Genomic DNA, 22972 nt, shown 5'->3' on the forward strand with positions numbered 1-22972 from the left:
AGTAAAGAGGCAAAGTTGGACGAAAACACTAAAACGGACCGCAGTCCGAATCCGGTTGATTTGCATGTCGGTGCGCGTGTGCGTATGCGTCGCAAGTTTTTGGGAATGTCGCAGGAAGCTTTGGCTGAAACCATCGCCCTGACCTTCCAACAGGTGCAGAAATACGAGCGCGGATCAAACCGCATCAGCGCTTCCAAACTGCATGAGATATCGCGGGCGCTGAAGGCCCCGGTGTCCTACTTCTTTGAAGGTTATGGCGAGTCCGAAGCCGTCGAAGGCTTTTCGGAATCCGAATCCGAGCAGTTCGTTCACGGCTTTCTGATGACGACCGAGGGCATCGAGCTGGCCGAGGCTTTTCCGCGTATTAAGAATGCCAAGCATCGCCGCCGCATCCTCGAACTGGTGCGCGCCCTGGCGGAAGACAGCGAAGATTAACATTAGCTTCGCGTTAAATACCATTTCCCCGCAAGCCCCGCCCATCCGGCGGGGTTTATTTTTGAAACGCACTGAACTCTGGCTGTCTCACAAACGACTTGATCATATAAAGATATGTTTATATGAGTACGTTCCAGTTGATTAAACAGCGGAGGCCCGCCATGCGCCCGTCCTACATCTTCACTTCCGAAAGCGTGTCCGAAGGCCATCCGGACAAGGTCGCCGACCGGGTTTCCGATGTCGTGGTGGATGCCTTCCTACGCGAAGACCCTGAAGCGCGCGTGGCCTGCGAAACCCTCGTGACGACCGAGCGCGTCATTCTGGCCGGGGAGGTGCGCGCCGAGGATGACAAAATGCGGGAGATCATCGCGGGTCTGGAAGACAAGGTGCGCGCCGCCATTAAGGATATTGGATACGCGCAGAAAGGCTTCCATTGGGCCACGGCCCACTATGCCTGCCACCTGCACGCCCAATCGGCTGACATCGCTATGGGCGTCGATTCCGGTGAGAACAAGGACGAGGGCGCGGGCGATCAGGGTATCATGTTCGGCTATGCGTCGGATGAAACTGAAGAGCTGACCTCCGCGCCGTTGCAATGGTCGCACAACATTCTGCGCCGTCTGGCCGAAGCGCGGCACGGCGGCGACCACCGTCTGGAACCCGATGCCAAGTCGCAGGTTACGGTGCAATACGAAAACGGTGTGCCGTCTCGCATCCTCAAGGTACTGATTTCGCATCAGCATAAGGAAGGCCTGACGCCCAAGGACGTTGAAGCCATCGTCAAGCCCTACGCGATCGAAGTCTTGCCGCAGGGTATGGTGACGGCAGATACCGAATGGCTGGTCAATCCGACCGGCAACTTCGTCATTGGCGGACCGGATGGCGACGCAGGCCTGACCGGGCGCAAGATCATCGTTGATACCTACGGTGGTGCCGCCCCGCATGGCGGCGGGGCTTTTTCGGGCAAGGACCCGACCAAGGTCGATCGTTCGGCGGCCTATGCGTTGCGCTATCTGGCCAAGAACGTGGTGGCTGCGGGCCTCGCCAAGCGCTGCACCCTTCAGGTCTCTTACGCCATTGGTGTGTCGCGTCCCTTAAGCTTCTACGTCAACACCCACGGCACGGGTCAGGTGGATGAAGCGAAGCTCGAAGCCCTGCTGCCGGAACTGATCGGCGGTCTGACGCCGCGCGGCATCCGTCTGCATCTGGGCCTTAACAAACCGATCTATGAGCGTACCGCGGCCTATGGCCACTTCGGCCGCACGCCCGAAGCCGATGGGGGCTTCTCGTGGGAGCGCACCGATCTGGTTGACGCGCTCAAGCGCGAGTTTTAAGAGAGCGGCTTTTCCAGCACCTCCTCTGGCCTCAGGGGAGGTGCTTTTGCAAAAGGCGCTCTATGTCAGACGAAACACCGCCCGCCATTTCGCCGTCGTGGGGGCCCATGCGCTCATTCGGGCGTATCAAGTCGCGCACATTGAAACCGCGTCAGGCTGATCTCTTCGACACGCTCCTGCCGACCATCGAAGTCAATGACGCCCTGATCGCGCAACTGATCGCAGGTGATCTTGGCGGTTACAACGAACTGTGGCTGGAGATTGGTTTCGGCGGCGGGGAGCATCTGGCGGCACAGGCCGAGCGTAATCCGCAGGCCCTAATCCTTGGCTTTGAGCCCTTCCTCAATGGCGTTGGCTCTCTGCTGCGCCACGTGGATGAGCGCGGCCTGACCAATGTGCGCCTTATGCCCGGCGATGCCCGCCCGGTGATCGACCGCCTGAATGCGGCGTCGGTCGATAAGGTGTTCATCCTCTTCCCGGATCCATGGCCGAAGGCCCGCCATCACAAGCGTCGCTTCATTCAGATCGAGACGCTGGACGCTCTGGCGCGCGTGATGAGAGATGAAGCGCGACTGCGCTTTGCAACCGACTGGGCTGATTATGCCGACTGGACTCTGGAACGCGCGACGACGCATCCGGCTTATCATTGGCCGGCCCAGTCCCCGTCTGAATGGAACACGCCCCCCGTGGATCACGTGACGACGCGTTATGAGGAAAAGAAGCTGGGTGATTGCGCCCCGGTCTTCCTCGATTTTTATCGCCGCGCGCGAAACTGAGGCGCATAGTCCTAATTTCACCCCCGTTCGGTGTAAACCTGTAGCCATAACTCCGTTTTGCCCTGTATTAACTATGGTTAATATTTGGGGCATCGGGGTTGTCCATGGAAAGCCTGCATAAGGTTTCGGCGGGGTTCGTCTTCGCGTTTCTGTCTCTGCATATCGCCAACCATCTGGTGGGCTTGCAGGGGCTCGACACCCACCTAGCCTTCATGGCGGTGGCGCGCATGGTCTATCGCCACCCGGTGGTCGAAATGATCGTTCTCCTGGCTTTTCTGATGCAGATCCTGACCGGCTGGGCTCTGGCGCGTGAGATATGGGCCAGGAGAAAAGACTTCGTCCATCAGCTTCAGGCCGCGTCGGGTGTCTATATCGCCTTTTTCGCCATCACCCATGTCGCTTTTCTCTTCTGCGCGCGTCAGGTGCCGGGTCTTGACACGGATATCTATCTGATCGTCGCAGGTCTGATGCAAAGCGGCTGGATGTATGTGCTCATCCCCTATTACGGGCTGGCCCTGTTTGCGTTGTTTGTGCACATGGGCTGTATCCTGTTCGACATCTTCAAAAAGACGATGCGGCCCGTCTCCTGGGGGCTTCTGGTCGTGACCGTCGCTATCGGTGGCTATGCCACCTGGCTCATGATGATGTTTTACAGTGGCCATACCGTGGCTCTTCATGTCCCCTCACAGTATTTCGATATCTATCCCCTGATCCATACGAAGTGACGCCGGTCATGTTTTTGAATTAGGCTTGGCAAACGCCGCACAGCGGTCTATAAGCCTCTCAACATCGTCCGAACGGCCTTGCGGCCCCGGCGGCGGCCCTTCAAGAAGGCCAGCCGCTTTTTTGTTGCCCGAAACGCTGCTGACGACACATCTGAGGATTTATTTTTGCGCGCCAAGACCATTGAAGACCGCAAGCTGATCGAAGCCTTCGACCCCATTGCCGAGGCGCTGGGGCTCGACATTGTGCGCGTGCGCCTGATGGGCTCGAACAAGCCGGGTGGTGCGCGCCGTTTGCAGATCATGGCTGAGCGCAAGACCGATGGCGACATCACCGTCAATCAGTGCGCCCGCCTGTCGCGCGCCCTGTCGGCCTGGCTGGAAGAGTCTGATCCGATCACGGGCGAGTATATCCTCGAAGTGTCTTCACCCGGTATTGACCGGCCGCTGACGCGCCTGAAGGATTTCGACACCTATGCCGGGCTTGAAGCGCGTCTGGAGCTTGACCGGCTGGCCGAGGGGCGTAAGCGCTTCCGCGGCATTCTGTCCGGTACCGAAGACGGTGAATATGTCGCCATCGACCTAGAAGGCGAGGAAGACACCGCTATGATCCCGTTTGACTGGATCATCGACGCCAAGCTGGTGCTGAATGACGAGCTCCTCAAGATTGGCGCTGAAAAAGCCGCCCTTCGCCGCGAGCAGGGCGAGGACGATGAGGAAGAGGACGAAGACCTCGATTTCGGCGACGACGAGGACGCCGAATTTGACGACGAAGATTTCGACGACGCCGATGACGATTTCGGCGATGACGACGACGATAAACTGACAAAAAATTAAACTGGGAACAGTGACATGAGCTTTACCGGAATCAGCGCCAACCGTCAGGAACTGCTGCAAATCGCCGACGCTGTGGCGCGCGAAAAGCAGATCGACAAGTCGGTCGTGCTCGCCTCCATCGAAGAAGCGGTGCAAAAGGCCGCCCGCTCGCGCTATGGGGCCGACCACGACATCCGCGTGCGCGTCGATCCGCGCACCGGCGAAATGACCATCACCCGATATGTGACGGTGGTCCCGGATGAAGAGCTTGAGAACGAATATGCGCAGCGCGGCCTGACCGAGGCCCTGCGCGAGGACAAAGACGCCTTTGTCGGCAAGACCTACGAAGAAGTCCTGCCGCCGTTTGAGCTGGGTCGCGTGCAGTCGCAGATGGCGCGTCAGGTCGTAACGCACAAGGTGCGTGAAGCCGAGCGTGAGCGCCAGTACGATGAGTTCAAGGACCGCGTCGGCGAAATCGTCAACGGTACGGTCAAGCGCGTCGAATACGGCAATGTCATCGTCGATCTGGGCCGCGGCGAAGGCATTATGCGCCGCGATCAGTCGATCCCGCGCGAAGCGTTCCAGGTCAACGACCGCATCCGCGCCTATATCTATGACGTGCGCCGCGAAACCAAGGGCCCGCAGATCATGCTGTCGCGCGCCCACGGTGGCTTTATGGCCAAGCTGTTCGCGCAGGAAGTGCCGGAAGTCTATGACGGCGTGATCGAAATCAAGTCGGTCGCTCGCGATCCCGGTTCGCGCGCCAAAATGGCCGTGCTGTCCAACGACAACTCGATCGATCCGGTCGGGGCCTGCGTTGGTATGCGCGGGTCGCGCGTGCAGGCCGTGGTCGGTGAACTGCAAGGTGAAAAGATCGACATCATCCAGTGGTCGCCCGACGAAGCCACCTTCATCGTCAACGCTCTCGCCCCGGCCGAAGTGTCGAAAGTGGTTCTGGACGAAGAAGAAGACCGCGTTGAGGTCGTGGTGCCGGACGAGCAACTGTCGCTCGCCATCGGCCGTCGCGGTCAAAATGTGCGTCTGGCCTCGCAACTGACGGGCTGGCAGGTTGATATCATCACCGAGTCGCAGGATTCTGAGCGTCGTCAGAAGGAATTTGCCGAGCGCACCGCTCTGTTCCAGGAAGCGCTGGATGCCGATGAGGTCATTGCGCAGCTTCTGGTCACCGAAGGCTTCTCGACCGTCGAAGACCTCGCCTATGTCGATCAGATGGAAATCGCCGCCATCGAAGGCTTTGACGAAGACACGGCGGCCGAGCTTCAGGCCCGCGCGCGCGACTATCTGGAGCGTTTCGAGGCCGAGCAGAACGCCAAGCGCGTTGAGCTGGGCGTCGAGGATGAGGTGCTGAGCGTGCCGGGCATCACCCTGCCCATGGCGGTCGCTCTGGGTGAAGCCGGGGTGAAGACGGTTGAAGATCTGGCCGATCTGGCCACCGATGAAGTGCGCGGCGGCTTTGAGCAGCGCGGTGCCGAAAAGGTCCGCGTGCCGGGCGCTCTGGAAAGCTTCTCCCTGTCGGTGGCTGATGCCGAGGCCCTGATCCTCAATGCCCGTATCGCTGCGGGCTGGATCGAAGCCCCGGAGCCGGAAGTGGCTTACGAAGAGTCTGAAGAGTCTTACGAAGAGGAGGGCGCGAATGACGCCATCCCTGAACAATGAGACCCTTATCGATCTGAATGACGATCTGGCTGAGGCGGGGGGTACCCCGTCTCAGACCGTTGCCGTGCGCGCATCCAACCGTAGGGACGTCGCTTCACACCAGTCAGTTCCCCGTGACGGCCTGATCCGCTTTGTGGTCGGGCCGGACGGCTTTGTGGTGCCCGATCTCAAGGAAACCTTGCCCGGACGTGGCCTGTGGTTAAAGGCCGATGCCGAAAGTCTGGCCCTGGCCATCAGAAAGAATCTGTTCTCCCGTGCCGCCAAACGCGCAGTCAAAACCCCTGAAGGCCTTGATAGCCTTGTTCCCGCGCTCATCCGCAAGCGCCTTCTCGATCAGCTTGGGCTGGCGCGGCGTGAAGGAAATCTTGTTACGGGGTTTGAAAAAGTCGCCACAGCGCTTAGATTAGGTAAAACCGCGCCTCATGCCGCTGGCCGTGCCGCGTGGCTGATCGAAGCCTCGGACGGGGCCGAAGACGGTCGCAGTAAACTTCTGAACCTGAGTAATGGCCAGACGCCGTCTGTCGGACTGTGCGGCCTGTTTTCCAATTATGAACTGAGCCTCGCTCTGGGGCTCGAAAATGTAATCCATGCCGCCCTGATTGAAGGGCGGCGGGCCGGGGCGTTTTCGCGTGAAGCGGAACGCCTTGGCGGGTTTGAGGCCCTGTTTCCTGCCCAATGGCGCGAAAGACCCTTTAACTCAAACTGAAAAGCGACTATCAGGGCGTGATCTTTTCACGGTCTGATCGTGGCCAGAGCGATGTGTCGAGACTGTATGTGGCGTTTATGACGGCCCTATCGCTCAAACCGAATAACGATTGTCCGAAACGAAGCCGGAATGCCGGTTTCATCATGTGTATGTTGCGAGCTGAATGAGCGATCCGAAAGACGATAAACCCGAAGCCCCCAAAGGCGATAATACCCGCGCTCCGCTGAGCCTGAAGCCGCGCGTCGGTGGCAATGTGTCCACCGGCACCGTGAAGCAGAGCTTCAGCCATGGCCGTTCCAAGACGGTGGTGGTTGAAACCAAGCGCCGCATCGGCACGCCTCCGCAAGGTGCGCCTTCGGGTGGGGCTCAGGGCACCAGTGGCGCGCAGCGTTCCGGTGGTGAAAATCTGGCGCGCCCGCGTCCGGCTGCCCCGCAGGGTTCTCCGTCTGCACCCCGTCCGGCACCATCGGGTGGCAATTCGGGCGGTCTGCGTCAGGATGAGCTGGAGCGTCGAGCCCGCGTGCTGGAGCAGGCGCGCGTTGATCAGGAACGCCGCGAAGCCGAAGCCCGCCGTCAGGCCGAACAGCGCGCCCGCGAAGAGGCAGCCCGCCGTGCGGCGGCAGCCGAAGCCACACCGAAGTCCGAAGCGCCCGCCCCCGCTGCCGCGCCGTCCGAGCCAGCCCCGCAGGCGCCTGCTCCGGTTCAGGCCGAAGCCCCGCGTCGCAGCCCCATTGAAGAAGCTCTGTCGCGTCCGGCCCAGCGTGCGCCGCGCGAAGACCGTCGCGATGGCTTCCGTGATGATCGCGCGCCCCGCTCCGATCGTCCGCAAGGCGACCGTCCGCAGGGTCAGTATGGTGATCGTCCCCGCGGCGACCGCCCGCAAGGCGATCGTCCGCCGTTCAACCGTGATGGTAACCGTCCGCAGGGCGACCGCCCGCAAGGACAGTATGGCGATCGTCCCCGCGGTGATCGTCCGCAAGGTGACCGGCCTCAGGGTCAGTACGGAGATCGTCCCCGCGGCGACCGCCCGCAAGGCGATCGTCCGCCGTTCAACCGTGATGGCAATCGCACCCAGGGCGATCGTCCCAACTATGGCGAGCGCACGCCGCGTGGCGACCGTCCGCAAGGCGATCGCCCGCCGTTTAATCGTGATGGCAATCGTCCCCAGGGTGACCGTGGACCCAGAGATCCGAACCGTCCGCAGGGCGATCGTGGTCCGCGTCCGGCCGGTGAAACCGTCCGCTATTCGGCTAATTCCCCGCGTCCGCCGCGTGGTCCGGCCGGTGTGGCCCCGAACGCTCCGGCTGTATCGGAAGTCGATCGTATACGCTCTTCGCGTGGCTCGCCCGCCGGTAAGCCGGGTGACGTTCGCGCCCGTACCGGGGACGATGACGATCGTGGCCGCCGCGGCGGCAAGGCCGGTGCGCCGACCAAGGCCGTCTCGCAAACCCGTGGTGAGCCCAAGCGCCGCGAAGGCCGCCTGACCCTGCAAGCCGTTGTGGGTGACGACGAAGGCGCCGCCGATCGCATGCGTTCGCTGGCCTCGGTTCGCCGGGCCCGTGAGCGTGAACGTGAAAAGCGCAAGGGCGTCACCACCGAGCAGGCACGCGTGTCGCGTGACGTGGTCATTCCGGATGTTATCACGGTTCAGGAATTGTCGAACCGTATGGCCGTGCGCGCCGTGGACATCATCAAGATGCTGATGAAGCAGGGGATGATGCTCAAGATCAACGACGTGATCGACTCCGATACCGCCGAGCTGGTGGCCACGGAATTCGGTCACAATGTGAAGCGCGTCTCTGAAGCGGACGTCCTCGAAGGCTTTATTGACGCCGCCGACCATGACGACGATACGGTGGTGCGCCCGCCGGTCGTGGCCGTCATGGGTCACGTTGACCACGGAAAGACCTCGCTGCTCGATGCGTTGCGTAAGGAAGATGTGGCCGCCGGTGAAGCCGGTGGCATCACCCAGCACATCGGTGCCTATCAGATCAAGGTGCCGTCGGGCGAGCGTATCACCTTCCTCGACACGCCGGGTCACGCGGCCTTCTCGGCCATGCGTGCGCGCGGTGCCAATGTGACGGATATCGTGGTGCTGGTCGTGGCGGCGGATGACGGCGTCATGCCGCAGACCATCGAAGCCATCAACCACGCCCGCGCGGCCAAGACGCCGATCATCGTGGCCGTCAACAAGATGGACAAGCACGAAGCCAATCCGCAGCGCGTCATCAACGAACTTCTGCAACACGAAGTCGTCGTCGAAGCGCTGGGCGGTGAAACCCAAATCGTTGAAGTGTCGGCCAAGACCGGCATGGGTCTCGACAATCTGGTCGAAGCCATCCTGCTTCAGGCCGAAGTGTTGGACCTGCGGGCCAATCCGGACCGTACCGCCGAAGGCGTGGTGATTGAGGCCAAGCTCGACAAGGGTCGCGGTCCTGTGGCCACGGTTCTGGTCAAGCGCGGTACGCTGAAGCGCGGCGACATCATCGTGGCCGGGGGTGCCTGGGGCCGCGTGCGCGCGCTCATCGACGAACGCAATGCGCAACTGCCCGAAGCGGGTCCGTCGCAGCCGGTGGAAATCCTCGGCCTCGATCAGGCCCCTGATCCGGGCGAAGCCTTCGCTGTGGTCGAAAACGACGCCCGTGCCCGCGAAATCACCGAGTACCGTCAGCGCGTGAAGCGTGAAAAGATGGTGGCTCCGGTGGGCGTGTCGCTGTCGGACATGATGTCGAAGCTCAAGGACAACAAGGTCAAAGAGCTTCAGCTTATCGTCAAAGCGGACGTGCAGGGTTCGGCCGAAGCCATTATCGGCTCGCTGGAAAAGGTTGGCAACGAAGAGGTTCGCGCGCGGATCATCCATTCGGGTGCTGGCGGTATCACCGAGTCGGACGTGCAACTGGCCAAGGGGTCCAATTCGCCCATCATCGGTTTCAACGTCCGTGCCTCCAAGCAGGCGCGTGATCTGGCCGAACGCGAAGGCGTCGAAATCCGCTACTACGCGATCATTTACGACCTGATCGACGACATTAAGGGCGTGCTGTCGGGCATGTTGGCTCCGATCCAGCGCGAAACCTTCCTCGGCAACGCGGAAGTGCTCGAAGTGTTCGACATCACCAAGGTCGGCAAGGTTGCCGGGTGCCGCGTCACCGAAGGTCGCGTCGAAAAGGGTGCGCGCGTGCGTATCCTGCGCGACGACGTCGTCATTCAGGAAATGGGCGTTCTCACCACGCTCAAGCGCTTCAAGGACGAGGTTAACTCGGTCGTGGTCGGTCAGGAATGCGGTATGTCCTTCGGTCCGTTCCAGGACATCAAGAAGGGCGACTTCATCGAATGCTTCACGGTCGAAGAGATCAAGCGGACGCTTTAATCTGTTAAAAGTGTTTGGCCCGGCGCACTGCCGGGCCAAATGCTTTTTAGGGGTTGAGTTTAGCTTGTCTCTGATCCGTCATGTGATGTGGGGTCCGTGACCCCACGCCTTATGAAAGACCAGCTATGCCCGCCATTATCTATAGGCAAGGTGACCTTCTGAAAGCGCCAGAACGGGTTATTTGCCACGGCTGTAACGCGCAAGGGAAAATGGGTGCGGGCATCGCTACGGCTATCAAGAAAATCTACCCTGAAGCCTTTTCTCTATATCGTGCGACTTACGAAGCCCAAGGAAACCGGCTTGAGCTGGGGCAATCGATATGGGTTGATTGCAGGGACGGTCGTACAGTCATCAACGCTATAACTCAGGAGTTTTTCGGACGTGATCCGAATACGGTTTATGTGAGTTACGATGCCGTACGCCGGGTATTAAGCGAGATTAACGACTGGGCGCAGAAGCGGCACACGCCGCCGTCAGTCGCCTTCCCGAAAATAGGCGCGGGTCTTGCTAATGGCGACTGGCACGTAATTGCAGAGATAATAGAGTCCGAGGCGTCGGCGTTTCAGCCGATAGTCTACTCGCTGTAGCTTCTTTCATTTGAAACCTTTGACTTTCTGAAAGATTTGCCTGCTATAGGCGGATCATGCCCGATACGACCTTTTTCGACCCGTCCCATTACGTTCTGATCATCAAATGCCCGGACACGCGCGGTATCGTCGCGGCGGTCTCTGGCTATCTGAACGACAACGACATCTCCATTGTCGAGTCGAATCAGTTCAACGACAGTCAGGGTGACATGTTCTATGTGCGGGTGGTCTTCAAACAGGCCGGCGCGCGGATGCCGCCCATGTCGATCCTGCGCGAAGGGTTCAAACCCATTGCCCATCGCTTCAGCATGGAATGGGATATCCATAATCTGAGCGTTCGCCCGCGTGCTATCATTGCCGTGTCGAAGTTTGGTCACTGTCTGTACGAACTGCTGCACCGTTGGCGGTCGGGCCTGTTGCCAGTGGAAATCGCCGCCGTCGTCTCGAACCATGAAGACATGCGTTCGTTTGTCGAATGGAATGGCCTGCCCTTTGTGCACCTGCCTATCACCAAAGACACCAAGGCCGAGCAGGAGGCGCAGTTCCTCAGCCTTATCGAAACCCATCAGGCCGATCTGGTCGTTCTGGCGCGTTACATGCAAATCCTGTCCGATGCGTTTTCGCGCCGCTTAGAAGGTCGCTGCATCAATATCCACCACTCCTTCCTGCCCTCATTCAAAGGGGCTAAGCCTTATCATCAGGCGCATCAGCGCGGGGTGAAAATCATCGGGGCGACGGCGCACTATGTCACGTCGGACCTCGATGAAGGGCCGATCATCGAGCAGGACGTGCAGCGTGTGCACCATGGCCTCACACCGGAGCAATTGGTGGCGATTGGTCAAGATATCGAGGCCCGCGTACTGGCACGCGCCGTGACCTGGCACGCTGAGCGCCGTGTCATCATCAACGGCGGCAAGACCATCGTTTTTAGCTGATTTCGCGCTTGCGAAACGCCCGACCGCGTTGCAATGTTAGTCAACGGATCGGGGAAAAACACCATGTCAGCGGCCAAGCGGAAACGGACGAAAGCGCCGGTTTCGAACCTTTATATCGTGCAATACGCCGAGGTGACGGGCGTCGGCATGGGACGCCTGAGCGATGGGGCGCTGTACCTGACGCAGCGGGGGCTGGCGCGACTGTGCGGCGTGCAAAACGCCCATATCGGCACCATCAGCCGTGACTGGGACAGCGATAAACCGCGCATCCGGGCGATCAAGACGCGACTGTCCGAGATGAACGAAGAACGCGCCGCCGCCCATTCGGTCCTGACCTATCAGGGGCGGCGTCAGTACTGCTATGATGTGGCGGTCTGTCAGGCCATCCTCAGCTATTACGCCAACGATGCCGGACGCCATGTGCAGGATGAGGCGGCCGCGCACGTTTATGACGGTGCGGGCCTGAACGCCTATATTGCCCATGCGCTGGATGGGTTTGTCGCTCCGGTCGAAACGCCGCCAATCCGCTTTCAGCCAGTTGCGGAGACGCCCGCCGATGAGGCCGATATCGTCGTCGGCTATGAGGTCAATGACGCCGTTTCGCGGATGGTTATGGCTTATTACCAGTTGTCGTTTGCCATGGCGCAGGCCTATGTTAACTGGCTGCGCACCCTGATGCAGGCAGCATCGTGGAACCGGCTGGGTCTTTATGTGCCGCTCAATGCCTTTATTTCGCGGGGCTGAACGGGACTTTAAGCGTCAGGTAAGTCGCCCGCGCTCAAAGAGCGAAGCGTTAGCGCAACAAAAAAGCGGTGATCTAAGTCTTGCGTTTGAAAGGTACTTTGAGAGTCAGATAGGTCGCCGCCCGCCATATCCATTCCAGCGGGCCATAGTGGAAATGGCGGAACCACAGGTGCGCCAGACCCATCTGCGCCGTAAATGCAACGAGGCCGAGCACGACCGCTTCCGACTGGCTCATCGTAGCGTGTAGCCCCAGACCGAAGCTGTAGAAGACCGGCACGAAGACCAGTGACTGCCCTACATAGAGGCTGAGCGTCATGCGGCCGGGGGCGGCAAAGGCGTTCAGCCAACGATGCAGCGGGCCGTAATAGAGGCTGAGGAACCCGAACATAAGGGTCAGCATGATGCTGAGATCTGTCAAACTGGACCAGATACCGGACCACAGGGCATTGGGCATACGCGACGCCCCGGTTACCGGGATCAGACCACTGATCAGGCCCTGACTATGCCACAGAATAAGGGCGGCGATTAGCGACACGAGAAGACCGATCAGGCGCACCCGCCCGAAGCGTTCCGGCTGACTGAAAAAGCCGATACGCCCCAGACAGAGGCCGATGAGCGACAGGCCCAGTATCTGGCTCAGGCGGCCAGATTCGTACATGAACATCCACTTGAACGGATGGCCGTCCACCCAATTCTGACGCACGGTCTCAAGGAGGCTCTTGCCGGTCAAATAGGCATCGGGGATCGTTCCGCCCCAATAACCGAACGGGCGATTGGCCCAGTCGGCCCCGCTTAGCGCGGCCCCCAACTGAATCCACATCAAAGGCTGAAGAAGACAGATCACGCCGATGGTGGCGATCAGAGCGGTGGATTTCAGTCGATAGAAGGGGACCAGCAGCACGCCCATAAGCGCCAGAACCTCCAGTATATCGCCGCGATACCACAGCCCATGCAGCAGGCCGATGATCAGCAGCACCGCCAGCCGCCAGAGAAAGCGTCCGGTGAAATCGACGCCCTTACGCGCCGAATTGTCCATGATGATGAAGAAAGAGACGCCGAAGCACAGGGCCATCAGCGCAAAGGCCTTGCCACCAAACAGGGTGAAGATGACGTTGTGCCACATAAGCTGTGCCGGATCAGTGACCGGGTGTGCCCAGTAGAGCTCAAACAGTTCCGGCACATGCACCATGAACAGACCAAACAGCGCAAAACCGCGCAGGGCATCAAGCCCTTCAAGACGCTGCGGCGCGGAAGGGACGCTCTCGGGGGTGGCCATACTGTTATCTCCCTGGCTGGCCCGCTCTGTGATCGGGCCTTATAGGGGGACTATAGACAACGTTATCCTAAGCTGGCAAGCGTGCCTCTTACGTGCAGAATCTCATGGAAAATCTGTCAAAAAGGCTTATAGGGGGCGGATGAAAAGACACTCCGATAAAACCCGCGGTCATAAGGCCGAGGCTCAGGGACCAAGCCAGCGCCAGTTGCGCGCCGGCGAACTGGTCCGTCACGCGCTGGTTGAAATCCTACGCGAAGAAGAACTGCACGACGATGCCCTGCAGGGGGTTTCGATCACCATTACCGAAGTCCGCTGTTCGCCGGACCTGCGCCACGCCACGGTGTTTGTGGAACCGCTGGGGGCTGGTCTCGGGGGCGTGACTATCTCAAAGGACAAGATCGCTCCGGCGATTGAGGCGCTCAACCGTCACGCCAAGTTCCTGCGCGGGATTCTGGGGCGCATGATCGATATGAAGTTTACGCCGGACTTACGGTTCCTGCATGACGAAAGCTTCAATGAGGCGGCGCGAATCGACGCCCTGTTCATGCGTCCGGACGTGGCCAGAGACCTGAGAAACGATCCGCGTCACGAGGATGAGGACGAGGACTAGGCCTTGGCACGTAAGAAAAAAGGTGATCTGGTCAATGGCTGGGTCTGTCTGGACAAGCCCGTAGGGATGGGCTCGACTCAGGCCGTGAGCTTCGTGCGGCGTCTGTTTAATGCGCAAAAGGCCGGGCACGCCGGTACTCTGGACCCGATGGCGTCGGGCATCTTGCCCATCGCGCTGGGTGAGGCGACCAAGACCGTCCCCTATCTGATGGAAGCGGACAAGGTCTATCGTTTCACGGTTCGCTGGGGGCAGCGCACGGCCAGCTTCGACCTCGAAGGTGAGATCCTTGAACAGGACGATCTGCGCCCGACCGAGGCGGAAATCCGCGAAGTCCTGCCGCAGTTCATCGGCGAGATCGAACAGGCCCCGCCCGCCTTTTCGGCGATCAAGGTCGATGGGCAGCGCGCCTATGATCTGGCGCGCGAAGGTGTGGAAGTCGAGCTGGAGGCGCGGCCGGTGGTCGTGCACGACCTCACTCTGGAGCGTATTCTCTCCGCCGATGAGGCCGAGTTTCGCCTCCATTGCGGCAAGGGCACCTATGTGCGGGCCATTGCGCGCGACCTCGCGTTGGAGTTGGGCGTGCTGGGCGTTGTCAGCGCACTGCGCCGTGAGCGCGTCGGCGGCTTCGACATTAATTTGTCCGCAGGGGTGGATAAGTTAGAGGATTTGAGGCATAGAGACGCCGCTTTGGACGCTTTGCTTCCCGTAGAGACGGCGCTGGACGACATCCCGGCCCTGCCTGTGACGGAAGACGAGGCCACAAGGCTCAAACAGGGTCGCGAAATTCCCCTGTCCTTCTCCCGCACGCAAACGGCGGAAGACGCTCTGAAAATCCGGTCAAAATCGGGAAAATCGGAGCACGGGCGTACCCTTTGGGCGCACCGGGACGGAGACATCGTTGCCCTGGGCGAATTGCGGCTGGGGCAATTTTACCCCACACGCCTTATCAACCTGTAACCCTGCGGACCTTGTCCGTGAAAGGAGACCCCGATGTCGATCACGCTTGAGCGTAAAGCTGAACTGATCAAGACCCACGCCCGTTCGGAAAACGATACGGGTGGGTCCGAAGTGCAAATCGCCATCCTGTCGGAGCGCATTGCCAACCTGACCGAGCACTTCAAGACGCACAAGAAGGACAACCACTCCCGTCGTGGCCTTCTGAAGCTGGTGTCGCAACGCCGCCGCCTGCTGGACTATCTCAAGGCCACCGACACCGCCCGTTACACGGCGATCGTCGAGACCCTGGGTCTGCGTCGCTAAGACTATCTCTCAGGGCCTGACGCAACGTCAGGCCCTGATTGTATTATGGATACCCGGAACGCGATCCGGGCATAGAATTCGCGTGACGGTCCCATCAAATCGGGACAGATATAGGTTTGCCGGATGATACGGCAGACGTTTTCGGGAAGGGATTCGCCCTTCCTTACACCGGGTCGCCGCCCAGTCAGGCCGCCACCCTTCAGCCACCCCGTCAGGAATGGGCCTGCCGGGTGACAGAAAGACACACATGTTTGACATCAAGAGAAAAACCATCGAGTGGGCCGGGCGCAAACTGACGCTCGAAACCGGTCGTATCGCCCGTCAGGCGGACGCCGCCGTGCTGGCTACTTACGGTGAGACCACCGTGCTGGCGACCGTGGTTTATGCCCGCGCGCCGAAGCCGGGTCAGGACTTCTTCCCCCTGACGGTCAACTATCAGGAAAAGACCTTCGCCGCCGGCAAGATTCCGGGCGGCTACTTCAAACGTGAAGGTCGCCCGAGCGAAAAAGAAACGCTCGTTTCGCGCCTGATCGACCGTCCGATCCGCCCCCTGTTCGTCAAGGGTTTCAAGAACGAGGTTCAGGTCGTCGTGACCGTGCTGTCGCACGACATGGAAAACGATCCGGACATCCTCGGCATGGTCGCCGCCTCCGCGGCCTTGACCCTGTCGGGCGTGCCCTTCATGGGCCCGATCGGCGGCGCCCGCGTCGGCGTCATCGATGACGAATATGTCCTGAACCCGACTCTGGATCAGATGAAGCAAAGCGCGCTCGACCTCGTGGTCGCTGGTACGCAGGACGCCCTGATGATGGTCGAGTCCGAAGCGCAGGAACTGTCCGAAGACAAGATGCTCGGCGCGCTGATGTTCGCCCATGCCGGTATGCAGCCGGTCATCGACGCCATCATCGAGCTGGCGGAACACGCCGCCAAGGAACCGTTTGAATTCGAAGCCGAAGACTTCTCGGACGTTGTGGCCAAGATCAAGGAACTGGTAGGTTCCGACATCATCGCTGCCTACGCCCATAAGGGTAAGCACGAGCGTCACGCCGCTGTCGGCGAAGCCAAGAAGAAGGCCGCGGCTGTTCTGGTGAAGTCCGAAGAGAACCCGGAAGGCGTCGAAGCCGCCGTCTTCGGTTCGGCCTTCAAGGAATGTGAAGCCGACGTCCTGCGCCGTGACATCATCGACCACGGCAAGCGCGTGGACGGTCGTGCCGTCGATAAGGTCCGTCAGATCGTGTCGGAAGTCGGCGTCCTGCCGCGCACCCACGGTTCGGCCCTGTTCACCCGTGGTGAGACTCAGGCTCTGGTCGTGGCCACACTCGGCACCGGCGAAGACGAGCAGTTCATCGACGCGCTGGAAGGCACCTATAAGGAACGCTTCCTGCTGCACTACAACTTCCCTCCGTACTCGGTGGGTGAAGCGGGCCGCATGGGCTCGCCTGGCCGCCGCGAAATCGGCCACGGCAAGCTGGCGTGGCGTGCCATCCGTCCGATGCTGCCGTCGGCGGAAGAATTCCCCTACACCCTGCGTGTCGTTTCCGAGATCACCGAGTCGAACGGCTCGTCCTCAATGGCCACCGTCTGCGGCACCTCGCTGTCTCTGATGGACGCCGGCGTGCCGCTGAAGCGTCCGGTGTCGGGTATCGCCATGGGTCTGATCCTCGAAAAGGACGGCTATGCGGTTCTGTCGGACATTCTGGGTGACGAAGACCACCTCGGCGACATGGACTTCAAGGTGGCCGGTACCGAGCTCGGTATCACCTCGCTGCAAATGGACATCAAGGTCCCGGGCATCACCGAAGAGATCATGACCAAGGCGCTGCGTCAGGCCAATGAAGGCCGTCTGCACATCCTCGGTGAAATGAACAAGGCTATTTCGGGCGCCCGCGAAGAGCTGGGTGAATTTGCGCCGAAGATCGAGACGATCAAGATCGCGACCGACAAGATCCGTGAAGTCATCGGGTCGGGTGGTAAGGTCATCCGCGAAATCGTGGAGAAGACCGGTGCCAAGATCGACATCGGCGAAGACGGCACCATAAAGATCGCGGCTTCCGAACAGTCGAAGATCGATGCGGCCCGCGACTGGATCAAGTCCATCGCTTCGGAGCCGGAAATCGGCGCCATCTATAAGGGCAAGGTCGTGAAGGTCGTCGATTTCGGCGCGTTCGTGAACTTCTTCGGTGCTAAGGATGGCCTCGTCCACATCTCGCAGATCAAGAACGAAAAGGTCGCCAAGACCTCGGACGTCCTGAGCGAAGGCGACGAAGTGAAGGTGAAGTTCCTGGGCTTTGACGATCGCGGCAAGACCAAGCTGTCGATGAAGGTCGTCGATCAGGAAACCGGCGAAGACCTCACCGAAAAGCTGGCTGCCGAAAAGGCTGCCCGTGACGAGGCCCGCGCGGCTTCAGGCGAAGCGCCGGAAGCTGACGGCGATGAGGGTGGCGAAGAGCGTTCGGGCGGTGACCGTCCGCGCCGCTCGCGTCGTCCCCGCCGCGACTAATCGGGTCAAGGGGGCTGTGCCCCCTTGCCTTAGGCAAAGTAAAGGGCGGTCCCGTTTGGGGCCGCCTTTTCTTTTTGAACGGTATTATGTAGCAAATACACCAACAAATGTCATGTTTTAACGTGCGTCTACGGTTATGTTCCGGTCATGGAAAGACCGAATGTAATCTCTGGCTTGATAGCGAAGCGCAAAGAGTTGCGGAGGCAGATGGCTTTGCTGGCCAAGCAAATCAGGACGATAGACGCGTCCATCAGCATCTTTGAAAACAGCCAGTCGAGGAAGCGGAAGCGCGGATACGTCACCGAGCGCTATCGCTTCATGGTGTCTTACCTACGGGAGGCCAGCGGGCCTGTTACGGTGCCGGAAATCGTTGCCTCATGGGCAAACCACAAGGGCCTCATCACCAATCCCGAAATTCGCAACGATCTGCGCCGCCGCGTCCGATCAGCGTTGTGCAAACTGCGCACAAAGGGCGTGGTTGTTCAGGTAGGGGAGATGGGAAAGCGGAAAATGTGGCGCTTGATCAAAGACATTGATCCTGTTTGATACGAGCGCACCAAGGTTGAGCAAATAGGAGAAATCGGCAAGCGGAAGATTTGGCGAGTGAACCATCTATAACTGCTTCAAAAAGATTCTCTTTCAAATAGTTCAGCGAAAAGAATCACTTGCAATTCGCATGGGGAATCGCGATGCTTGTAAGTGACGGTGTTCTCCGAATCGGAAAAGGCACCGAGGGACCTAATCCTCGGTGCCTTTTTTGGAAACACTCCGCAACCAGCTCAGGGGCTGCGGGCGCACCAGCTTTCGCCGAGAGATTCTCTTTCTCTAGGCACGCGTTGTCAAGCCCCTGCCACTTTGAGCAGGAGCGATTCTCATGGAAAGAGAACCATCCCCCCACGTAAATCCTGAAATGGCCTCTAAGATTAGGTTTTTGAGGATCAGCCAAGGACTTTATCAGCACCAAATTGCCGCATTACTTGGCATTAATCAGGGACGTGTGTCGGAAGTGCTTACCGGAAAAAGACATCCCGACGCCCCGCCCGATGATACTTTGCCTCTGCCTTTTTAATTTGTATCGGCTGCGCCGCTTCAGAAATGGAGCGGCGTTTTTTATTGCTTGTAACAACCCTCGGTGACATAACGAATTGTCCCTTCCTGCCCTGAACAGCAGGCCGGGACGCGCACAGTGCTATGGGAACCCCGCAAGGTCTGGTAGCCCTCTTCATGCGATACGCGCGTCACGGAAACAGAGACACCACAGCGCGCATTCCAAGCCGGGACATCACAGAGGTTTGGGTTGCCTACAGGGGTCTTTACGCACGAGAGGCGACGTTGGTTATCCTGCGTAAGCGGACAGGGGCTATTCTGAAAAACCTACGCATTGAGGACGTCGTGTCCGAGGTCGCGCGGTTGGGGAATTACAAGGGTAGGTTTTGGTCTGGTTAACCATATAAAGCTTTGTTTATTCGAGCATTTAAAAACGCAATGCATGCGTGTTCTTATCTTTTTCTCTTGACTCCACGACAGAACGGAGTCCGTGAGGAAGATTCGCGCTTGCGAATCATCTCTTCGTGCAATAAGTTGACGGTGCGCATGACACGGTGAAACTCCATGCCGTAACCCCCTTTTTTGATAAAATTGGGGTGCCATGTGGGGGGATTTTGGAGTCCCCACTGCGTAATAAAGGGCGGCCTAGTGCCGCCCTTTCTATTTTATAATCTCTGCGTTTTTCATACGCCTGCGCACTTCAGTTTCTTTTGTTTTGTAGAATGTGCAAAGATAGAGGTCTCGATTTTCCCCCGCAACTTTTATGGTCACTTGAAACCACCTATTCCACTCCGTTTTGTCGAAATGGAAAAATGTAACATGTCGCGGCTTGTCTTTTATCGCCGTTCCATGATCAACAGTTTCAAAAATCATGGGAAACTGTTCAAATGGTATATCATGCTTATTGAGAGCCTTGAAAACATAACTATGGTGCACAATCAGGTTGCGTGAGCTTGCCCCCAAATAATTCACAATCGGCAGTGGTACCTGAACGGGTCTTATTTCCCGGTCATAGCCTTGGTCGAAGAATTTTTTCCAGTCACGGGGATGCATCGTTTAGTGAATACCGCAAGTTGATCCGATTTCAAACTGTAACGTAGGCTTCTCTTAATACCCGCGTTGCCAATAGCCTTTCCATTGACGCGACACAGGTTGCGCAGTCGCCGCGCCAACAATCATCATAAATTGCTCACCATTGGACACGCGACGGAAGTTCTCGCGCCACGCCATTTCGTTTGCATAGGCCGAAAGGTATTTACCGGCGATATGATGGTGAGTTCCCGTCTCGGCGCGACGTAGGCGGCTAAAATAGCTTTCGGCTTGGTTAGTGCAAGCGCCGTCCAGTGAATAGGCGTCACTGTGGTTGATACGCTTCGTCATGAAGCGAGTAGACAGGTTATCCCAGTGGGTCGCCTCGTCGGCATGAACCGTCGCGCCTTGATCCACATTAGCGGCCACCAAACTCACGCCATGCGCCTCTGACTTGGTGACGAATGGCATGGCACGGCCATCACGCTCGCGCATGATAACGACGACTTGACGCTTGCCCGATTGATTAGCGGTCTTGCGACGGTCGCGGCGGTTTTCCTTCTCATTGGCGGGCTTCACGTAGCCACCAAAGTACGCGCCGTCTACCTCAACCTGGCCGTCCAGCTTAGAACGATCAGAAGCCGCGCCCATGGCCTCACGCAGCTTGTGAGCCATCACAAAGGCCGTCTTGTACTGCACGTCCAGATCACGGCTCAGTTGAAGCGCTGAATAGCCCTTAGCGCCATTGGTGAAGATGGCGATAGCGGACAGGATGTCGCGCAGTGACAGTTTGTGGCTGGCAAAGATCGTCCCGGACGTGACGCTGAATTGAGCGTTGCAAGCCTTGCACTTGAAAACCTTGCGGGTCGCGTATTTGTAAACCGCGACACAGCCGCACTTATGGCAATAGGGCTCCCCGCCGTTGTCGCTCCAACGGATAGCCTTGAACGCTTCAAAGGCTTGATCGTCCGACAGGCGCATCACTTTCACCAGCGAGAGGGTGCGAGCGGCGGAGGAAAGGAGGAAATGTTGAGCCATTGTCATTATATCCGATACCTATGTATCGTATATAGTGCGTTGACGTATCTCTGACAAGGGCATATGTATCGCAAACGATACTTTTTTAATCAGGAGCGTTACGCCATGGCCGAAAAAACGGATTGGGAGATGAAGGCGGCAAACCTTTTGAAGGCCGAATTAAAACGCAAGGGCGTTACTTACGCGCAGCTTGTAGACAAGCTCGCTGCAATCGGAGTTGACGAGAAAGAGGTTAACGTGCGGAATAAGCTCTCTAGGGGCAAATTCACGGCGGCATATCTCCTGCAATGTCTAAGCGCGATCGGGTCAAATACGCTGCATTTGGATTTGTAGCACTTGCTATATTGGCCGCATTTATATTTGCTGCATGGCAGACAAGGCCGATTTTAAAGCCAGAAAACTTCACCTACAATTTCGTTTGGGACTGTAAGCAAAAGAAGGCCCCAAAGGCTGATAGCGAGAATCACTCCGCCGAAAAACAATCGCCAAAAACGCGCCTTAAAATCTCCATTGAAGATAAGGCCGATGCCGATGAAGCAGCCCGCGCAAAAGCTGAATGTGAGAACGTAAAGCGCGCCGAAAGCGATCTTCGCGCGCAGTGGCTCGCAGCTGAAAGCGCCCGAAGTAACTATTGGCTTGGGTTTGTCAACTTCATCGCGCTTGTGCTTACCTTGGCTGCTGCCTCTTGGGCCGCTTGGGAGTCCCACAAGAGTGCCGAAGCGACCGTTGAGGCCGTTAATTTGGCGCGAAAGGAATACATCGCGACTCATCGACCGCGCCTTAGGTTTAATACCTGCGAGTTTGACAAATTTGGGCCAAACATCCCGCTGACCTGCAACGTGACTATGATAAATTTTGGAGAAACTAACGCCAATATTTTTCTCATTAGCGCGGGCTTTATCATAAAAAACGGAGACTTCCAAAATTATCTTGGGCCAGATACCGAGGACCATGAGCAAAGAGCTATAATTCCTGGAGAGCAATTTTTTATTGAGTGGACAACAAATCACTCGTTTAGCCCATACTTGTTTCGATCTATTATCAATGGTGATACTGAGTTGTTTTATGACGGAACGGTCCATTATAGAGACGCAAACGGAACTATTCGCGTAACCGGTTTCACGCGCCGTTATGACCGAAATAGGAGAAAATTCAGGAAATTGCCAGCAGGTCACGATTTTGAGGATGGCGAATACGAAAGCTAGGAGGCTCATTCATGCCTCCCGCTTGGTGTGTTTGCTACATAATACCGTTTTTGAATGAAGACGACGGGGCCACAGGCCCCTCGACCCAATGACTGCAAAGCGTTAAAGCTATCCCATGCATACACTCAGCGAGCAAATCCTCGACCGGGGCGCGATCCTGCTTCTGGCCAACAAGGGGGAGCCCACACGGCTGGTCGGCTGCGAGGCGGAGGAACTGGACCTCAGCGATTTTATTCTGAACGGCTGGGTGTTCGAAGACTGTATTCTGCGCAAGACGAAGTTTCGCGGGGCGAAGCTCGAGCAGGCGCACTTTATTTCCTGTAAGGGCGGGCAGGCCGATTTTACGTCTGCCGATCTGACCGAGGCGCACTTTATAGCTTGCGATTTCAACAACACCCCGTTCAAGGGGACCGGTCTGGCGCAGGCGCATTTTATCCGCTGTAAACTGACCGGGGCGGATTTCACCCATAGCCGACATGTCGATATCCGTTTCGAAGACTGCCGCCTCAATGATGCCCGCCTGAGGGGCATCGGTTTTGTCAAACAGACGCTCAAATCGCTTGATCTGACCAATGCCGACCTTCAGGGCTGCGACTTTCGGCAGGTGATGTTTGAGGACTGCAGCCTACGTGATGCGTTGCTCGATCATGCCCGGTTTGAAGGGGCGGACCTGCGCGGTACGGATATTGGTGGCGTGCGTCTGGAGGATGCGCGCCGGTTCAAAGGCGCGACCATTTCGCGTGCCCAGGCCGCAGAACTGCTTTCAGAACTGGGGCTTAAGGTGCGTTAGACTGTCGGACGTTTTTGTTTCCGAGCCGTCGCAGGCCTTTTGAAAACCTATATCCCTGTTACCAACCAAGAAAATATATTTCGCGTCTGCAACAATCGTCCAAAAATTACCCAAAATT

Annotated in this window: 22 protein-coding genes; 19 read left to right on the forward strand and 3 right to left on the reverse strand. The window is 58.3% G+C overall.

Annotated features, from left to right (window positions below):
- Positions 1-15 precede the first annotated feature (15 nt).
- The 11 genes from AACH73_RS00490 to AACH73_RS00540 all read left to right on the forward strand — a co-directional run bounded on the left by AACH73_RS00490 (position 16) and on the right by AACH73_RS00540 (position 12099).
- Entirely contained in the window at positions 16-435 is a 420-nt protein-coding gene (locus AACH73_RS00490) for a helix-turn-helix transcriptional regulator (RefSeq protein WP_272739787.1), read from the forward strand.
- Between the two features lie 161 nt (positions 436-596).
- Complete coding sequence (gene metK / locus AACH73_RS00495; RefSeq protein ID WP_272739788.1) at positions 597-1769, forward strand: methionine adenosyltransferase; 1173 nt, start codon at positions 597-599, stop codon at positions 1767-1769.
- Positions 1770-1831: 62 nt separating this feature from the next.
- Positions 1832-2545 carry a tRNA (guanosine(46)-N7)-methyltransferase TrmB gene (gene trmB / locus AACH73_RS00500; RefSeq protein WP_272739789.1) on the forward strand — a complete coding sequence of 238 codons (714 nt, stop codon included), beginning with the start codon at positions 1832-1834 and terminating at the stop codon, positions 2543-2545.
- Positions 2546-2649: 104 nt separating this feature from the next.
- Positions 2650-3270 carry a hypothetical protein gene (locus AACH73_RS00505; protein ID WP_338735079.1) on the forward strand — a complete coding sequence of 207 codons (621 nt, stop codon included), beginning with the start codon at positions 2650-2652 and terminating at the stop codon, positions 3268-3270.
- Positions 3271-3348: 78 nt separating this feature from the next.
- Positions 3349-4104, forward strand: coding sequence for a ribosome maturation factor RimP (gene rimP / locus AACH73_RS00510; RefSeq protein WP_272739791.1), 756 nt, complete (start codon positions 3349-3351; stop codon positions 4102-4104).
- Between the two features lie 15 nt (positions 4105-4119).
- Positions 4120-5760 (forward strand): transcription termination factor NusA, encoded by a 1641-nt coding sequence (gene nusA, locus AACH73_RS00515; RefSeq protein WP_272739792.1) that lies wholly within the window; start codon positions 4120-4122, stop codon positions 5758-5760.
- Positions 5738-6466, forward strand: a complete 729-nt coding sequence (locus tag AACH73_RS00520; protein WP_338735080.1) for an RNA-binding protein — start codon at positions 5738-5740, stop codon at positions 6464-6466. The genes nusA and AACH73_RS00520 overlap by 23 nt, the downstream gene beginning before the upstream one ends.
- Positions 6467-6629: 163 nt before the next feature.
- Positions 6630-9833 carry a translation initiation factor IF-2 gene (infB, locus tag AACH73_RS00525; RefSeq protein ID WP_338735081.1) on the forward strand — a complete coding sequence of 1068 codons (3204 nt, stop codon included), beginning with the start codon at positions 6630-6632 and terminating at the stop codon, positions 9831-9833.
- 125 nt (positions 9834-9958) lie between these two features.
- Entirely contained in the window at positions 9959-10420 is a 462-nt protein-coding gene (locus tag AACH73_RS00530) for a macro domain-containing protein (RefSeq protein ID WP_338735082.1), read from the forward strand.
- Between the two features lie 56 nt (positions 10421-10476).
- Entirely contained in the window at positions 10477-11355 is an 879-nt protein-coding gene (gene purU / locus AACH73_RS00535) for a formyltetrahydrofolate deformylase (protein ID WP_272739796.1), read from the forward strand.
- Positions 11356-11418: 63 nt separating this feature from the next.
- A complete protein-coding gene (locus AACH73_RS00540; RefSeq protein ID WP_338735083.1) occupies positions 11419-12099 on the forward strand; it encodes a hypothetical protein in 681 nt (226 codons plus the stop codon).
- 73 nt (positions 12100-12172) lie between these two features.
- On the opposite strand, the gene AACH73_RS00545 is transcribed toward AACH73_RS00540, so the two are convergent.
- Positions 12173-13375: a DUF418 domain-containing protein gene (locus AACH73_RS00545; RefSeq protein WP_338735084.1), complete on the reverse strand. Its 1203-nt coding sequence runs from the start codon at positions 13373-13375 to the stop codon at positions 12173-12175.
- Positions 13376-13514: 139 nt separating this feature from the next.
- On the opposite strand from AACH73_RS00545, the gene rbfA reads away from it, so the two are divergent.
- The 5 genes from rbfA to AACH73_RS00570 all read left to right on the forward strand — a co-directional run bounded on the left by rbfA (position 13515) and on the right by AACH73_RS00570 (position 18291).
- A complete protein-coding gene (gene rbfA / locus AACH73_RS00550) occupies positions 13515-13985 on the forward strand; it encodes a 30S ribosome-binding factor RbfA (protein ID WP_338735085.1) in 471 nt (156 codons plus the stop codon).
- A 3-nt stretch (positions 13986-13988) separates the two neighbouring features.
- Positions 13989-14942 (forward strand): tRNA pseudouridine(55) synthase TruB, encoded by a 954-nt coding sequence (gene truB, locus AACH73_RS00555; RefSeq protein WP_338735086.1) that lies wholly within the window; start codon positions 13989-13991, stop codon positions 14940-14942.
- 33 nt (positions 14943-14975) lie between these two features.
- Entirely contained in the window at positions 14976-15245 is a 270-nt protein-coding gene (gene rpsO / locus AACH73_RS00560) for a 30S ribosomal protein S15 (protein ID WP_013477720.1), read from the forward strand.
- Positions 15246-15492: 247 nt separating this feature from the next.
- Entirely contained in the window at positions 15493-17745 is a 2253-nt protein-coding gene (pnp, locus tag AACH73_RS00565) for a polyribonucleotide nucleotidyltransferase (RefSeq protein ID WP_272739801.1), read from the forward strand.
- A 207-nt stretch (positions 17746-17952) separates the two neighbouring features.
- The gene (locus AACH73_RS00570) at positions 17953-18291 is read left to right on the forward strand and encodes a hypothetical protein (RefSeq protein WP_338735087.1); all 339 of its coding nucleotides are present in this window, start codon (positions 17953-17955) and stop codon (positions 18289-18291) included.
- A gap of 1161 nt (positions 18292-19452) precedes the next feature.
- On the opposite strand, the gene AACH73_RS00575 is transcribed toward AACH73_RS00570, so the two are convergent.
- Both AACH73_RS00575 and AACH73_RS00580 read right to left on the reverse strand, forming a co-directional pair.
- Positions 19453-19845, reverse strand: a complete 393-nt coding sequence (locus AACH73_RS00575; protein ID WP_338735088.1) for a hypothetical protein — start codon at positions 19843-19845, stop codon at positions 19453-19455.
- Positions 19846-19899: 54 nt separating this feature from the next.
- Entirely contained in the window at positions 19900-20859 is a 960-nt protein-coding gene (locus tag AACH73_RS00580) for an IS1595 family transposase (RefSeq protein WP_338735089.1), read from the reverse strand.
- Positions 20860-20964: 105 nt separating this feature from the next.
- On the opposite strand from AACH73_RS00580, the gene AACH73_RS00585 reads away from it, so the two are divergent.
- The 3 genes from AACH73_RS00585 to AACH73_RS00595 all read left to right on the forward strand — a co-directional run bounded on the left by AACH73_RS00585 (position 20965) and on the right by AACH73_RS00595 (position 22854).
- Positions 20965-21192: a DUF6471 domain-containing protein gene (locus AACH73_RS00585; protein WP_338735090.1), complete on the forward strand. Its 228-nt coding sequence runs from the start codon at positions 20965-20967 to the stop codon at positions 21190-21192.
- Complete coding sequence (locus AACH73_RS00590; protein WP_338735091.1) at positions 21147-22064, forward strand: cell envelope integrity protein TolA; 918 nt, start codon at positions 21147-21149, stop codon at positions 22062-22064. Before AACH73_RS00585 ends, AACH73_RS00590 begins: the two co-directional genes overlap by 46 nt.
- A 115-nt stretch (positions 22065-22179) precedes the next feature.
- Positions 22180-22854, forward strand: coding sequence for a pentapeptide repeat-containing protein (locus tag AACH73_RS00595; RefSeq protein ID WP_338735092.1), 675 nt, complete (start codon positions 22180-22182; stop codon positions 22852-22854).
- The last annotated feature ends 118 nt before the right edge of the window (positions 22855-22972 follow it).

Source organism: Asticcacaulis sp. DW145, assembly GCF_037101385.1.
In the GTDB taxonomy this organism is placed as follows: Bacteria; Pseudomonadota; Alphaproteobacteria; order Caulobacterales; family Caulobacteraceae; genus Asticcacaulis; species Asticcacaulis currens.